Origin of the sequence: Granulicella sp. L60 (assembly GCF_009765825.1) — a bacterium.
Classification (GTDB): Bacteria; Acidobacteriota; Terriglobia; order Terriglobales; family Acidobacteriaceae; genus Edaphobacter.
Map to the genome: position 1 here is coordinate 1,560,717 of NZ_LMUR01000018.1, position 14,798 is coordinate 1,575,514.

The window sequence follows — 14,798 nt, forward strand, 5'->3', positions numbered from 1 at the left end:
CGCTGGAAAGAAAATCTAAGGTTGCTGAAATGGACCTTAAGTAAACCTTAATATCAACAAAAAAATGACGACCGGGCGCCCGCGGTGCCGATATTCATCGTCCAGCAACAGGCCAGAAGCCCCCTGTTCATTATTCGACCTTAAGCTCAGTTCCACTATGAGACATAAATGCTTTGCGGGGTCATTGCTTCTTCTTCTTTTATCTTCAAATCTAGGAGCACAGGAGGCCCAATCGGATGCTGCCTCAGCTCAATCCGACAAAACCCCCAAACACCTCGCCTACTACATGGATCCAGCCACCCTGAATGTCGCGGCCATCTTGCCCCTCCCGCCGGCCTCCGATTCAGCCATGAGCAGGGCCGAGCTTGCTGACGTCCACCACGCCGAACAAACGCGTACGCCCCAGCAAGTAGCTGCCGCGCAAGCTGACGATCAAGAGCAGGACATCTTCATCTTCCGGAACCTGTTCGGATCGAACTTCACCGCAGAAAAGCTGCCCGTTACCGCCGCTCTCTCGCACCATATTCATAGCGACGAAGGCATCATCACCAAACCGCTTAAGACTTCTTTCGCTCGCCAGCGGCCCTTTCAATTCGACAACTCTCTCAAGCCTGTCTGCGCTCTCAGCAAAGAGCCCAACTCCTATCCGAGCGGACACACTGTCTCCGGCTATCTTTTGGCCCTCACTCTCATACAGATAATCCCGGAGAAGCAGGCCCAGATTATGAGCAGGGTGGATGACTACGCCCACAATCGCATCGTCTGTGGAGTTCACTATCCCAGCGACATTGAAGCCGGACGCAACATTGCCTATCTAATGTTTGGTTACATGTTGGCAAACCCGCAGTTTCAAAAGGACCTCGCAGCCGCACGCGAAGAGACCCGTTCCAGGCTCGGTCTTCCGGTCCTCACCCCACCTTCATAGCTACATCAGGCAACTCATAGTTGCTCTGCGAACGCACACCGTCCAGGCAGGGCTTCCTTCGTCGCAAACCGGAGGTTACCCGGCAAAAGCATCCGCAACGAGCAGCAACAGCATCGCTCCCACCGTTTGACTAGAATGCCATCATGGTGAACTTCAGCACAGAGGGGCAGGGAATCAAGCAGTTCATGGAACTCGGCGCCGCCTTCCTGCTCTCTGCAGCAATCGGCCTGGAGCGCGAAGCTCGCCACAAGAGCGCCGGACTCCGAACCTACACCGTCGTCGGAACCACAGCCGCTCTCTTCCTGCTCATCTCGAAGTACGGCTTCTCGGACGTTCTTCTCGACGGACGAGTCATCCTCGATCCCTCCCGCGTCGCCGCCCAGATCGTCACCGGCATCGGCTTCATCGGAGCCGGTCTCATCTTCGTCCGCGAAGACCGAGTCAACGGACTCACCACCGCAGCCACCATCTGGCTCGTCACCGCCGTCGGCATGGCATGCGGAGCCGGACTCCCCCTCCTCGCACTCGCCGTCACCCTTGCCTACTTCGTCGTAGCCTTCCTCTTCCCGTTCCTTCTGCGCCTCCTCCCCGGCTCACCCCTCCCAACCGAACAGTCCGACGACGCAAAGCACGACTAGCCCACAACCCACCATCCCGAATCGGGAAGCCCCAAAAATAAATCCCAAAAACCTGTCACATTTTCCCACCCCAAAATAGCGACCGCGAAATCACCACATCCACCACGCTAACTACCATAACTCACCAGCAAGCCACCACGTTAAAACACCCACTTTTCCCAAAAAAACCCAGCAAAACGCCACAAACCTACCCACCAAAAAAATGCGCCAAAACTCACTCACGAACCGGAAGATCGACACAGCACTTCGCCCCATGCTCAACCGTCGTATCGAAGAAGATCTGCCCACCACTCCGGTCGACGATCAACTTAGCAATCGAAAGCCCTAGCCCAGACCCGCTGTATTTGGAGGTGCCAGGCGAGTTGCTCGTGAAGAAACGTTCAAAAACCCGAGTAACTTCCCCAGCAGATATTCCGGGTCCGCCATCGTGTACGCAAACCCTTTGAAACACGCGGCCAGCCAGCTGATAGCGTGAGATGACGATGCGGAGAGCCGACCGATCTGGCGAAAACTTTACCGCATTATGCAGAACATTAAGCAGAGCAACACGAATGAGACTGCGGTCTGCAAAGAGCATATTTGACCCACCGTCATCATGCTCCTGCAGCACCGTAATGTGGCGCTCCTCGAGCAGTACATCTAAAAGAACAAGGATCTCGTCCACCAACTCAATCAAAGAAAATAACGTGTCCTCACCACCGGACCGCGTCGTCTCCGCCCTCGCCAGCAAAAGAAGACCATCGATCGTCTGATTGAGACGAGTTGTCTCTTCAAGCATGCTGCCGATCGCCTCCCGATAGCCGGACTCCGTGCGGCCCTCCTGTAACGTAACTTCGCCTGTAGTACGCAGCGAAGCGAGGGGAGTGCGAAGCTCGTGGGCCGCATCGGCAGTAAATCGCTGAAGTTGAACAAAAGCCTGTTCCAGACGCTCCAGCAGATGATTGAGCACCTTCGCCATGTGGCCCAACTCATCGTGCGGATGTTCAACAATAATTCGATCATTCAGATTATTTGCGGTAATTAACTCTGCCCGTGCAGCCATCAGATCAAGCGGCAGCAACGCCTTTCTGGCGATTCGATAACCCGCAAAACCAGCCATGATCAGCCCAATTGGAGTGGCTAATAGAAGAAGTAGAAAGAAATGCAGCATGCGGTCCTGTAGCGGTGCGATGCTGTAACCAAGCCTGATTAAGACAACCCTGTCTTGTACCGGATGGAGATGGCTTATAAGAAGAACGCGGGTCCCATCGCTAAGTTTGGTCGATCGTTCGTTGTAGGAGTGAACACCTTCATCAGCAGATGACGTGCCTCCAAGAAGCTCGCCCTTCAAGGTCTCGCTGCGATACAAGATCTTGCCGGAGAGGTCGCGAACCTCCATAAGGCGATCCTCAAGCAAGCGCGACTGCGGATGCGAGTGGTAGCTCTCCTGTAGATGCAGTACGTCGTGGGAATCGAAGTACAGCAGTCCCTCAACCGTCTCAACATCCTGGATCTCGTCGTGAAAGATCTGCCTCTCGAGCAGGACATACTGGAAGACAAACACCGCTGCGATGTACACGACAAGTATGCTCGCGAGAATCGCTACGAACCATATCGCAATCCTTGTTCGAATATTTGCGGGACGAATGAATTTCACTGTTCCGGCTCCCGAAGAATAAATCCTACGCCGCGAATCGTATGCAGCAGTTTGACGGGAAAAGGATCATCGATCTTTCTGCGAAGGCGTGTCATCTGCACATCGATGACGTTGTCGATGGGAGTGAACCGCGACACTTCCTTCCAGACATCTTTAGCAAGCATCTCCCGCGACACTGCGTTGTTGCGATGGTTGAGCAGATAAAGCAGAAGATCGTACTCCCGAGTCGTGACGTCAATAATATTCCCCGACCGGCTAACGGTCCTTGTCTGCGAGTCGACGGCTAAGTCTGCCAACTTCAGCGACGAGGAGTGTTCGGGGACGCTGGTCCGACGCAACAGCGATGTAATACGCGCCAGTAGCTCCGGAAAAGAAAAAGGCTTTCCCAGATAATCATCGGCCCCCGCATTCAAACCCGCAACGCGATCATCGACCGAATTATGAGAAGTCAAGATCAGCACGCGAAGCGTAAGAGAGTGAGCACGAATCTGCGCAAGGATCTCTATACCACCTCGCTGCGGCAATGTGAGGTCAAGCACAACGAGATCAGGTTGCTTGCTGTGCACAAGAAAAAACGCATCCTCGCCAGTTCGGGCAAGAATGGTCTCGTAACCTCCCCGCTCTAGCCCTGAGACAAGGGCGTCCGCCATCTTCCGATCGTCTTCGACGATAAGGATTCGGCCGAGTTTAGGTTTTTCTTGCACAGCACTCTCCATATTGATGATTTCTTACGATTGTCGTTCGGGCAAGAGAGTTGGGTGCGATGTAAGGAAAATGTAAGTCAGGCGTAAGGGGCTTCCATGGTCCACTCGGTCTGTCACCGGTATCACCGGCATGCGGAGTGAAGATGAAACCTATTCTGTTTGCAGCAATCGTCGCGTTTTCAGCCCAACTCGCTGTAGCGCAGGCCCCAACGACAACTCTATTGTCGCCCAGAACAACCCTGCCAATTAGCTTTGATCACAGCATCGATTCAAAACATGTTCATGTTGGCGATGTGATCTCTGCCAAGACCACTCAGCCAGTTCATCTCTCCAATGGGCAGGCTCTACCTGCAGGCTCCAGAATCTCTGGGCATGTAACTGCCTCGGACGCGTTCGTCTTTGATCCGACGCCATACGCCAAGCAGCGGCAGGGCGTACTTGCAATTCACTTTGATTCCATCGATGCTCAGGGGAAGAGCCTGCCATTGAACGTATATGTCCGGGCGCTCGCAGATCCGCTGACCGCATGGGCAGCAAGAAGGCCGAAGGCGACCGACGAAGATTCTCTCGGCACGGTGACCCAGATTGGCGGAGACCTGGTAACCCCGTCACAAGATGGTGTGATGTCACAGGATGGAGACATCGTCGGATATCAAAGGCACGGGGGCATCTACGCGCACTTGATCTCAGCATCCGGCAACAGCCCCGACAGCTGTGATGCGAGCGATACCGAGGAGTCGATGGGATTGTTCTCTGCTTCAGCATGCGGATTATACGGGTTCGCCGACAGTTCGCTGATAGGGACTGGAAAAAGCGGTGAGCATTCAACCCTTACGATTGCCTCCCGCCGCCGATCGCCGAAGGTCTGGGCGCACAGCACGGCATTGCTTGAAGTTCTTCCGGGAGCAACCGGCCTCGTTTCAGAGTAACTGCCAACTGGCAGGGATGGAGTCTGCCCGGTTCAGGCAGCTCCTCCCTTGCACAGTCAACTTCAAATTCTGACAACACGGAGATTCGTAATGCTTAGAGCAGGTCCCGCAATGAAGGTCACCGTGCATCTGAACCAGGACACCGGCTCAGCGCGAGGCTTTCTTTACGATGACATCCTTCAGTTCCTACAGGACCGAGGCATCGACGGAGCAACCGCACTGCGCGCTCACGCCGGCTTTGGAGCCCACCATCGGTTACACAGCAGAGATGCCAGCTCTGTTGCAGGAGAGCATCTCTCCGTACTTATTTATTTCGTTGACGAAGCCGCGAAGGTGCAGGCCGTTCTACCTGAACTCCTAACCATGGTGACCGACGGTCTGGTCGAGGCTCATCCGACCGAAGTTCTAAAGGACATCACTACAGCCGAAAAGGTTCTGTCTTGATGGGGAGAACGCAGAGTGCACTTTTGTCGACTATTTTGCTGTCTACGATCGGAGTAGCGTTGTCTTACGGACAAAGTTTACAGACTGCGTCGAACTCTGTGGCGCCTGCCGCCACAACGCTAACCCTCGTTCAGGCCGAATCAATCGCAATCGAGAATCAGCCTCGCCTACTGGCAGCACAGCTCCGCGCACGTGCAGCGGCACAAAGAGTCCGCGAGGCACGCTCCGGACTCTTTCCTACCATCGCCTTCAATGCAACCGGAGTCGCAGTCGCGGATACAGGCACAGCCACCGCCGCAGGGGCGCTCACAACCTCTTCGATCTCCGATAGGTTTGCCTACGGTGGAAATCTTGTTCAGCTAGTGACCGACTTCGGAAGAACCAGCGCTCTAGTCGGAGCAGAGCGTTCTCTCGCTGATGCCCAGAGAGACATGACGACGTTGACAGCTGCTCAGATTCGTCTGAATGTTCGCAGCGCCTTCTTTCAGGTCGTGGGAGCAGAGGCCGTCTTGCACGCCGCACAGGAGGCTCAGGGAAATCGTCAGTTGATCGTCCGCCAGATTAGCGCACTTGCTCAAAGTCAGCTCCGCTCAACCCTCGACGTTAGTTTCGCAAACGTTCTTGAGAGTGAAGCAGAGCTTGCAGTAGTTCGTGCCGAGAGCTCCGTGCAGCAACAACGCGCTCATCTCGCCAGTGCGATGGGTCAGCTGCAGCCCGTCACCGCGGCTCTCGTCGAAGAGCAACTCCCGCCCCAACTCCCTCCGGATCCATCTTCGTTTTTGATCCAGGCCGAATCGCAACGTGCGGATCTAAACGCGTCCATCGCCCAACAGCACGCCGCGTCGCACTTCGCCGACTCAGAGCGGCGACTCAGCTATCCCACGCTGAACGCTCTCGGCGCTGCCGGACAGATCCCGTTCCACGATCGCACGTTGCAGGGAAACTACGCCGCGGCTGGATTCAACCTAAGCATTCCTGTCTTCAACGGTGGTCTCTTCGCCGCACGACGCAACGAAGCCGAATTAGAGTCCGCTGCACGTACGCACGACGTGGAGGAAGTAAAACTGGAAGTTAACGAACAGGTTCAAAACGAGTGGTTTCAGGCAATGGAGGCGTATCGCAGCCTCGATGTCTCCGCGCGTCTGGTTGCACAAAGCAAAGAGTCGCTGCGACTGGCACAGGCCAGATACCAGGCCGGTCTCGGCAGCATCGTGGAACTCAATGAAGCGCAGCTAAGCGAAACCTCTGCAGAGATCAACGCTGCTGGAGCGAACTACACCTACCTTACCCGTCGCGCGGAGCTGGACTTCGCCGCCGGACTTTTGAATTAGAGGACTTACTGCCGTGCCAGTCTCCTTACGAGCCACATTGTTAACACTTACTGCAGCAGGACTGTCAGGCTCCCTGATAGCGTGCCACCAGACCACGACCGTGGCCGCAGAACAACCCACAGTGCCGACGGCAACCGCCCGACCTGCGAACCTCACCAACGAGCTCGTCCTCACCGCCGAGTTCACGCCATATCAGGATGTCGACGTAATGGCAAAGGTCGCGGGCTATGTGAAAAACATACGTGTCGACATCGGCGATCACGTCCGTGAAGGCGATCTCTTGGCTACCCTCGAGGTTCCTGAGCTACAAAATGAAATGGCCAAAGCCTCAGCGGGAGTTGCAGCAGCCCAGGCCAATATCACCACCGCTCGCGCCGCAGTCACTCGTGCGGAGGCCGGAGCAAATATCGCGCATCTCTCTTTTCAACGCATACAGGATGTCTCTGTAAATCAACCGGGTTTAGTTCCAAAACAGGAGGTCGATGTTGCCCAGGCGCACGACCTCGAAGCCGCAGCACAACTTGCAAGCGCGCAATCCGCACTGCGCAGCGCCCAGGAGATGCTGACCGAAGCAGAGTCGGAGCGTCAGCGAACCGTCACCATGCTTCAGTACGCAACCATCCGGGCACCGTTTACCGGCGTCATCACGAAGCGATACGCGAACACAGGTTCAATGATTCAGGCAGGTATCTCTTCTCAGACGCAGGCGATGCCCGTCGTCCGCCTGGCGCAAAACAACTTGCTGCGGCTTACTCTCCCTGTGCCTGTCAGCGCCGTCGCCGACATCCACAACGGAAATTCTGTCGAAGTGAATGTCACCACACTCAACCGAACTTTTGCTGGAAAGATCACGCGATCCGCAGACTCGCTGGAGACATCCACTCGCACCATGGACACCGAAGTCGATGTCCCTAACACCGACGGTTCCCTCGTCCCCGGAATGTATGCCGAGGTCCATCTTCATCTTGCCACCCATTCGAACGTGTTGAGCATTCCCGTCGACGCAGTCGAAGGACTTGGCACAACCGTGCAGCACGTCTACCTGGTTCGCGAAGGCCGTCTCCATCTAGTCCCGGTAACAGTAGGATTGCAGACTCCCGCTCGCGTCGAAATTATTTCCGGCCTGCATGCTGGCGACCAAGTCGTCGTTGGCCGGCACAGTGGTCTGTCAGAGGACGAAGGCGTTGTCCCGCGTCCAGCCTCGTACGAAGCTAACGACAACCCAAGCTGATCCTCAAAATTCTCTCTCAAATTAAGGAACTCATTCACTATGTCGGGATTTGCCATACGCAACCCCTATCTGATTCTGGTCCTTTGTTTCTTTGTAATGATCCTCGGTGCAGTGAGTACAGCAGATATGCCCGTGGACATGTTTCCACCGGTCGATCTTCCCGTAGTCGCGGTGGCAACGTTCTACTCCGGCATGCCGCCGCAGCAGATTGAAACCAACATCACCTATCACCTTGAACGCCAATTCACTCTCGCAAGCGGCATCGACCACATGGAATCTCGATCGCTGCCAGGCGCCAGCCTCATCAAAGTTTACTTCCGCGCTGGAACAAATCCCGACGCCGCGGCCGCATCGATCTCCACCCTCGCCATGAGCGACATGCGCGACATGCCTCCTGGAACCTACCCCCCTATCGTCCTCAAGCAAGATGTATCGAGCCTTCCGGTTGCGCTCGTAACACTCCGCGGAACAGGCCTCGATGAGAGCACGCTCAAAGATGTTGGGCAGAACTTCGTTCGCAATCAACTGGCCGGCGTGCCCGGCGCATCCGTTCCCCAACCCTTCGGTGGCCGCTGGCGCCAGATCATGCTCTACACCGATCCCTTTAAGCTCGAAGCAAATCAGCTCAGCCCAATGGACGTCGTTCGCTCAGTCAACGAAGCGAACGTCATCCTTCCCGCGGGCGACGTGCAGATCGGTCGTCTGGACTACAACATCTATACGAACTCCATGCTCAAGGGGCCCGACGACATAGCCCAGGTGCCTCTGAAGATGGAGGGCCAATCCCCGGTACGCGTCGGAGACGTGGCCGTGCCAAAAGATGCCTTTGGCCTCCAATACAACATAGTCCGCGTCGACGGAGATCGCGCGGTATATGTCCCGGTCTTCAAGCAGGGCGGCGACTCCAATACCATCGCCATCGTCAACGGTGTGAAAGAGACGTTGAAGAAGCTCTACGACGTACCTCCAACACTAGAAACAAAAGTCGTCTTCGACCAGTCACGCTTCGTAAAAACCGCCATCGAGACCCTGATTCACGAAGGCGGTATCGGCCTCTTCCTCACCTGCCTCATGATCCTCGTCTTTCTCGGAAGCATGCGAGCCACTCTTGCCGTATTCTTCTCCATCCCACTCTCCGTCCTCACAACTTTCTTCGTGCTGCACCTCGCCGGCAGCTCGATCAACAGCATGGTCCTGGGTGGCCTCGCGCTCGCGCTCTCTCGATTGATCGACAACTCCGTCGTCGTGCTCGAAAATATCTTTCGCCATCTTGAAGGAGGCGAGTCTCCCACCGTCGCGGCGGAAAAGGGCGGAAGAGAAGTCGCGCTGCCCGTACTTGCCGGCACGCTCACCACAGTAGTCGTCTTCTTCCCCGTCACGCTTCTCTACGGTGTCAGCAAATTCCTGTTTTCGGCTTTAGCTCTTGCTGTTGTCACCTCACTCTTTGCGTCATACTTTGTCGCTCTCACCGTGGTCCCATTGTTCTGCGCACGATTCATCAAGAGCCCACACGGGGACACGTCTGACACTCCAACCACCGAAGAAGAATCACCAACCCCCTCCAGGCAACCGAGATTCGGAGAACGGTTTAACGCGAAGTTCAACACCGCTTTTGAAGCGATGCTCCGTCGCTACAACCAGTTCGTAGAGCGAGTTCTCCTATGGCCACGAGCGACACTGGCTCTCATCGGTATCGGCTTCCTCCTTAGTCTCGCGCTGTTTCCTCTACTCGGCCTCTCCTTCTTTCCAAGAACCGATCCAGGCCAATTCGTAATCAACTTCAAAGCTCCCTCCGGAACCAGGCTCGAAGCAACAAACGAAGAGACAGCAAAGCTGGAGACCATGATTCGCGGCATCGTCTCAAAGCACGATATGGGCATGATTGTCTCTAACATCGGCCTCGACCCGGGCTTCTCCGCTTTATACTCCCCTAACTCCGCGATGCATACGGGCTTTATGCAGGTAGCTCTTCAACCGGATCACACAACCGACAGCTTCTCCTACATCGACCAGGTAAAACGGAAGATGGCGACGGACATGCCCGAGCTGCAGGCTTTCTTCTCTACAGGAAGCCTCGTCGACGCCGTCCTAAACATGGGCTCCCCTGTACCCATCGACGTTCGTGTCACAGGAACAGATATGACGGGCGACTACAATCTCGCTCAAAATATCGCAACACGCATCCGTGGCATCCACGGAGTCGCCGACGTCTACATCCCTCAGGACATCGACTATCCCTCGCTCCAGCTCACAATCGATCGCACCCGCGCAAGCGAACTCGGCATGACAGAAAAGGAGGTCGTCTCCAACGTCATCACCGCACTCACCTCCAACGTCATGATCGCCCCAAGTATCTGGATCGACCCCAACAGCGGCAACAACTACTTCCTCACCGTCATGTACAAAGAAGGCCAGGTCAAAACGCTTGAAGACCTCAAGGCAATTCCGTTGCACGGAAAAAACGTCCCACAGTCCACCCGTCTCGACATGGTCGCGTCCATCAAGCAATTCAACGCCCCCACGGAACTCGACCACACTCAGATTCGCCGATACGTCGACATCTACGTTCGCCCCCAGCAGGAAGATCTCGGCCGCATCGCAACCAGTATCCACAGCATTCTCAACTCAACCCAAACCCCTCACGGCATCGAGGTCAAGCTGATGGGCAGCGTCGAATCGATGAACGCATCCTTCCACAGCTTCGCCATCGGCCTCATCCTCTCGGTCGTCTTGCTCTACCTTATCCTCGTCGCACAGTTCCGATCCTTCATCGACCCCTTCATCATCCTGCTCGCACTTCCTCCAGCCATAACCGGCGTCCTGATAGCCCTTCTATGCTGGGGAACCACGCTCAACGTCATGTCGCTGATGGGCGTAGTCATGCTCGCAGGCATCGCCCTCTCGAACAGCATCCTCATCGTCGAGTTCGCTCATCACCTCATCAAGGAAGGCCTGTCCGCACACACAGCCATCGTCGCCTCCTGCCGCGTCCGTCTGCGCCCAATCCTCATGACATCCCTTGCAACAGTAATCGGCCTGCTGCCAATGGCCCTGAAACTCGGAGAGGGAAGCGAAGCCTATGCGCCACTGGCACAAGCCATCATTGGCGGCCTTGCTCTCTCCGTCCTGCTTACGATCTTTCTCGTCCCTGCCGGATTCCTTCTGGCCTATCGTCACAAAGCTTGAACAGTTGGCCGTCTTCGCGGAATGCGAAGCGACCTCCAGCGAGCTTCTCCTCAAATCATTTCAACGTGTAAGTAACTCCTGTCGTGAACTGAAATGTATTGCGCAGAAATCCCTCCGGCGGATCTCCAAGATAGTTGTCCGTCGTCGTCACCGAAAAGTTCAAATTCTTATAAACCGGAAAGAGGAATCCCGCCCCAGCCACGCCCGAGTAAGCCCTCACCACATTGAACGTCGGATTCAGGGTCACATACTCGTTGAACTTGATGCTGTGTGGAAATGTCCTGCTCCACGTCTCCCCAATCGAAGCGCTCACCAGGTTCTCCGTCGGCGTCCCCAACCCGCTCGTAATGCCGTTATAAAACTGCTGCTGTTCATACTGCAGGCTGGCCCGCACCGCCAGATCGTTCTGCGGGCTTCGCAGGATCGCCCAGCCGACTCCCGCGCCATAGGCCTGCTGCAGCTGCAGGCCGTTGCCGAAGTTATGATCCGCGCTCCCGCTCACCAGCCCGAACACCATCGGCGTAAAGAACTTGTCGTACTCCAGATCGCCGTGCAGAATGTCCGTCTTCGTCACCGACGCCGTTTGAAATACGTCGCTGCCGGAGACAATCTCCGGATCTTTCGCCAGCCCGTAGCTTGCGCTCAGATTCAGAATCGTCTTGCTCCCCGCCGGCAGCCCGGCGATCGTCGGGATCGCCCGCACCAATCCCACCGTACCCGTATACGTCTGCGCACTGTTGGTCGAAGTCACCACCGTTGCACCCAGCGTAGCCGTGCCATACCACCCATACAAAAAGTCCGACTGGTTATGCAGGTCCCGCCGGTAGGCCTGCTCATCCAGCATAAAGTTCAGGTCCTTCACGGGAAACTCCCGCACCGCGCCCTGCGTCAGCATCACGCTCAGCGTCTCGTTCTCAAGCGCGATCTTTCCCACCGGCACCTGTTCCGCAACGTTCTTCTTCGTGAGCCGTTCCGTCTTAGCCCCCGCCGCGAACTCCGTCGCAGTATGCATCTCCTCGATCTTGATCAGCGGAATCGTCAGGTCTCCCAGCTCGTCGCTGTGAAAGCTCACGTTCCCGTACACCACCTTGCCGACCTTGCCCGTCAGCGTATCGCCGTTGCCGAGCGTAATCCTGTCCTTATCGCTCTTGGCTGCTTGATCGACTTTGGCTGTTTGCGCCCACACTGAAACGCCCCCAACCGCTAGGACCAGCCAAACCAATGTCCATAAGGCCCAAAAAACACCATGCAAAAACTCAGGGAGCCCGTTTTGTCTAACCATACTTCTATGATGACGATTTCCACCGCGAAAATGTATCTACACCCACACGTGATTCTCTGGCCCGCCCTACGCCGAAGCCCTCCCAAATAAATCCCAAACCCTGTCACATATTTCCACCTCAAAAAAGTGACCGCCAAAACACCAGGTCCACCACGCTAATTACCACAACTCACCAGCAATCCACCACGCTAAAACGCCCACTTTTACCAAAAACCCAGCAAAACGCCACAAACCCACTCGCCAGAAAAAACCGGAACTTTCACGCTGAGGAACGAGTAGCCTTAAGGCTCCCTTAAGCTGAAAGTGTTGAGATTACCTTATGCGTGTGCTCCTGGTTGAGGACGAGATCCGATTGGCCGAGAATGTAGCAGTGGCGCTGCGCGATGGCCCCGGATTTGCCGTCGATCACGCCGAAGACGGCCTGACAGCCCTCGATCTGGCGCAAAATCTCTGCTACGACCTCATCATTCTCGATCTCATGCTCCCAGTAGTGGACGGCCCAACCGTACTTCGTCGCATCCGCGCTCGCGGCGATCACACTGCCGTTCTTGTACTTACAGCCCGCAGCGAGCGAGCTTCCATCATCCAGCTTCTAAACGACGGCGCCGACGACTATCTCCAAAAACCATTCGATCTCGGAGAACTCATCGCCCGAGCCAAGGCGCTCATTCGCCGTGGCAAAGGAGTCGCAACTCCCACCCTCCGACTCGGCGACATCGAACTTCACACCGGCGAACAAACCGTCCTCCGAGCCGGCTCCCTGGTCACGCTCTCGCCCATGGAGTATCGGATTCTTGAATACCTCTTGCATCGTCCCCGCACAGTCGTATCCAAGCGTGAACTGCTTGAGCATATGTACGACTACAACTGGGAGCACCACTCCAACGTCATCGAAGCGCACGTCTCAAACCTTCGCCGCAAGCTCGGTGACGGAGCGAATCACCTGAGTATCGAGAACCTGCGCGGCCGTGGTTACAGACTCGTAGCCGAACAGACCAACGCCAAGGAAGATGGGGTCCAGTCGAGGTGAAAGTTTACTCTCTAACCCGACGCCTCATTACCGCAGTGCTCTTCGTCGAACTCTGCTCCGTATTCGTTCTCATCGGTATCGCCAGCACCTACGAGGTAGTCTCCAACTTTCGAGCGCTCGACGTAATGCTTCGCGGCCGCGCAGATTCTCTACTAGGCGCCGTTCAGGATGCGGAGGATCCTCAGGACAACGTAATGCTCGACGGCACCCAGGGCCTCACGCCGAAGCACGATATCTACGTCGTTCGGGACGAGCGAGGTCGCTTGCTCGGCTCCCATAACTGGCCCGGCGGCGAACAGCTGGCAGCGTCGAATGACACAAGAGAATTTCGTAATCTAACCGTATCCGGTGTGCACTACCGCGTCATCCGCATGCCCGGCCTCCGCATGGTCGATCCAGGCGATGCTGGCGGCGGTGTAGCCAGACACGTCGTCATTCTCTACGGCTCTCGCACTCATCCTGTGTGGGAGCGCGTTCGTAACGCTATCTTCTTCTACGCGTGCGCCGGATTAGTTCTTCTTACAATCACTGGCTTTATTCTCTTCTATCTACTGCGGCGCGGGCTTCAACCCCTCTACGAACTAGCCGATCAGGCAGGGCAGATCTCAGTGAACACCTGGAATCTTGGACCGTCCAGTCAAGCGCGTTACGTGCGTGAACTCGCACCTTTAGTATCTGCTATCGAGTCTGCACTCAACGGTCTCGAACAGGCCTTTATGCAACAGCGACAGTTCGTCAGCGACGCGGCCCATGAATTGAAGACTTCAGTGGCAGTCCTAAAATCTTCTCTGCAGGTCCTCACAATGAGGACGCGGTCTGCCAAGGAATACGAAGCCGGACTTGAGCGAGTTCAACTTGACTCCGAACGTATGGAAGAGCTCGTCGCCAGAATGCTCACACTCGCCAGGCTTGAAGATGAAGCCCAACAGCCGAACACCTCGCAGACAGTCGAACTAGAAAGTGTTTTACTGGATGTAACCGATCAGTTCCAGACGCTTGCTGAGATGTCTAAGATTCGAATGGTCGTACACGCCGAGGCTTCAGCACCGGTTCAAGCTGATGCCGACCAACTTCACCTGCTCTGTTCCAATCTCCTCCAGAACGCCCTGCAGCACAGCGCGCCCGGTAGTGAAGTGCGCGCAATGATCTTCCTGCGCGGACCCTTAGCAGAGTTGCGGATCGAGGACGACGGAGACGGTATTCACCCCGACGTCCTTCCGCACGTATTTGATCGCTTTTATCGCGGAGATCCCTCTCGCAGTCGGCGAACTGGAGGCACCGGCCTCGGACTCGCAATCTCAAAGGCAATCGTCATACGATGCCACGGAGAGATTCGCCTGGAAAGCCAGGCTGGCCAGGGCACCACCGCCGTCGTCCTACTCCCTCTGGCTCAAAATAATAGCCAGCCGGAAGAGGTGATCGCCTCCACATCCCCCACCGCAGAAGGAACCTGATCATCTTA

At 55.9% G+C, this 14,798-nt stretch carries 12 protein-coding genes; 9 read left to right on the forward strand and 3 right to left on the reverse strand.

The genetic code is table 11. From position 1 onward, the window contains the following. The first annotated feature begins 157 nt into the window (after positions 1-157). Both GSQ82_RS16815 and GSQ82_RS16820 read left to right on the forward strand, forming a co-directional pair. Entirely contained in the window at positions 158-925 is a 768-nt protein-coding gene (locus tag GSQ82_RS16815; RefSeq protein WP_158793332.1) for a phosphatase PAP2 family protein, read from the forward strand. 143 nt (positions 926-1,068) lie between these two features. Further along, positions 1,069-1,563, forward strand: a complete 495-nt coding sequence (locus tag GSQ82_RS16820; protein WP_158793333.1) for an MgtC/SapB family protein — start codon at positions 1,069-1,071, stop codon at positions 1,561-1,563. A 214-nt stretch (positions 1,564-1,777) separates the two neighbouring features. On the opposite strand, the gene GSQ82_RS16825 is transcribed toward GSQ82_RS16820, so the two are convergent. Beyond that, positions 1,778-3,199 (reverse strand): ATP-binding protein, encoded by a 1,422-nt coding sequence (locus GSQ82_RS16825; RefSeq protein ID WP_158793334.1) that lies wholly within the window; start codon positions 3,197-3,199, stop codon positions 1,778-1,780. Further along, positions 3,196-3,903, reverse strand: a complete 708-nt coding sequence (locus GSQ82_RS16830; protein WP_254061696.1) for a response regulator transcription factor — start codon at positions 3,901-3,903, stop codon at positions 3,196-3,198. Before GSQ82_RS16830 ends, GSQ82_RS16825 begins: the two co-directional genes overlap by 4 nt. Positions 3,904-4,046: 143 nt before the next feature. On the opposite strand from GSQ82_RS16830, the gene GSQ82_RS16835 reads away from it, so the two are divergent. From GSQ82_RS16835 to GSQ82_RS16855, 5 genes are all read left to right on the forward strand, one after another. Further along, on the forward strand, positions 4,047-4,832 hold the full coding sequence (locus GSQ82_RS16835) for a hypothetical protein (protein ID WP_158793336.1): 786 nt from the start codon (positions 4,047-4,049) through the stop codon (positions 4,830-4,832). Positions 4,833-4,922: 90 nt separating this feature from the next. After that, on the forward strand, positions 4,923-5,276 hold the full coding sequence (locus GSQ82_RS16840) for a DUF190 domain-containing protein (RefSeq protein ID WP_158793337.1): 354 nt from the start codon (positions 4,923-4,925) through the stop codon (positions 5,274-5,276). Between the two features lie 59 nt (positions 5,277-5,335). Then, positions 5,336-6,607: a TolC family protein gene (locus tag GSQ82_RS16845; RefSeq protein WP_254061697.1), complete on the forward strand. Its 1,272-nt coding sequence runs from the start codon at positions 5,336-5,338 to the stop codon at positions 6,605-6,607. A 100-nt stretch (positions 6,608-6,707) separates the two neighbouring features. Then, on the forward strand, positions 6,708-7,838 hold the full coding sequence (locus tag GSQ82_RS16850; protein WP_254061698.1) for an efflux RND transporter periplasmic adaptor subunit: 1,131 nt from the start codon (positions 6,708-6,710) through the stop codon (positions 7,836-7,838). 39 nt (positions 7,839-7,877) lie between these two features. Continuing rightward, a complete protein-coding gene (locus tag GSQ82_RS16855; protein ID WP_158793339.1) occupies positions 7,878-11,024 on the forward strand; it encodes an efflux RND transporter permease subunit in 3,147 nt (1,048 codons plus the stop codon). A 55-nt stretch (positions 11,025-11,079) separates the two neighbouring features. Here the strand turns inward: GSQ82_RS16855 and GSQ82_RS16860 are convergent, their stop codons facing one another. Then, positions 11,080-12,210 (reverse strand): DUF481 domain-containing protein, encoded by a 1,131-nt coding sequence (locus tag GSQ82_RS16860; RefSeq protein WP_158793340.1) that lies wholly within the window; start codon positions 12,208-12,210, stop codon positions 11,080-11,082. 415 nt (positions 12,211-12,625) lie between these two features. On the opposite strand from GSQ82_RS16860, the gene GSQ82_RS16865 reads away from it, so the two are divergent. Together GSQ82_RS16865 and GSQ82_RS16870 are read left to right on the forward strand one after the other, a co-directional pair. After that, positions 12,626-13,336 carry a response regulator transcription factor gene (locus tag GSQ82_RS16865; RefSeq protein WP_158793341.1) on the forward strand — a complete coding sequence of 237 codons (711 nt, stop codon included), beginning with the start codon at positions 12,626-12,628 and terminating at the stop codon, positions 13,334-13,336. Further along, entirely contained in the window at positions 13,333-14,790 is a 1,458-nt protein-coding gene (locus GSQ82_RS16870; RefSeq protein WP_158793342.1) for a cell wall metabolism sensor histidine kinase WalK, read from the forward strand. Before GSQ82_RS16865 ends, GSQ82_RS16870 begins: the two co-directional genes overlap by 4 nt. Positions 14,791-14,798 lie beyond the last annotated feature (8 nt).

Bases quoted from the DNA above. Each gene is read 5' to 3' on its own strand.
- GSQ82_RS16840 (WP_158793337.1), top strand. From the start codon at position 4,923: ATGCTTAGAGCAGGTCCCGCAATGAAGGTCACCGTGCATCTGAACCAG.
- GSQ82_RS16855 (WP_158793339.1), top strand. From the start codon at position 7,878: ATGTCGGGATTTGCCATACGCAACCCCTATCTGATTCTGGTCCTTTGT.
- GSQ82_RS16865 (WP_158793341.1), top strand. From the start codon at position 12,626: ATGCGTGTGCTCCTGGTTGAGGACGAGATCCGATTGGCCGAGAATGTA.
- GSQ82_RS16835 (WP_158793336.1), top strand. From the start codon at position 4,047: ATGAAACCTATTCTGTTTGCAGCAATCGTCGCGTTTTCAGCCCAACTC.
- GSQ82_RS16820 (WP_158793333.1), top strand. From the start codon at position 1,069: ATGGTGAACTTCAGCACAGAGGGGCAGGGAATCAAGCAGTTCATGGAA.
- GSQ82_RS16815 (WP_158793332.1), top strand. From the start codon at position 158: ATGAGACATAAATGCTTTGCGGGGTCATTGCTTCTTCTTCTTTTATCT.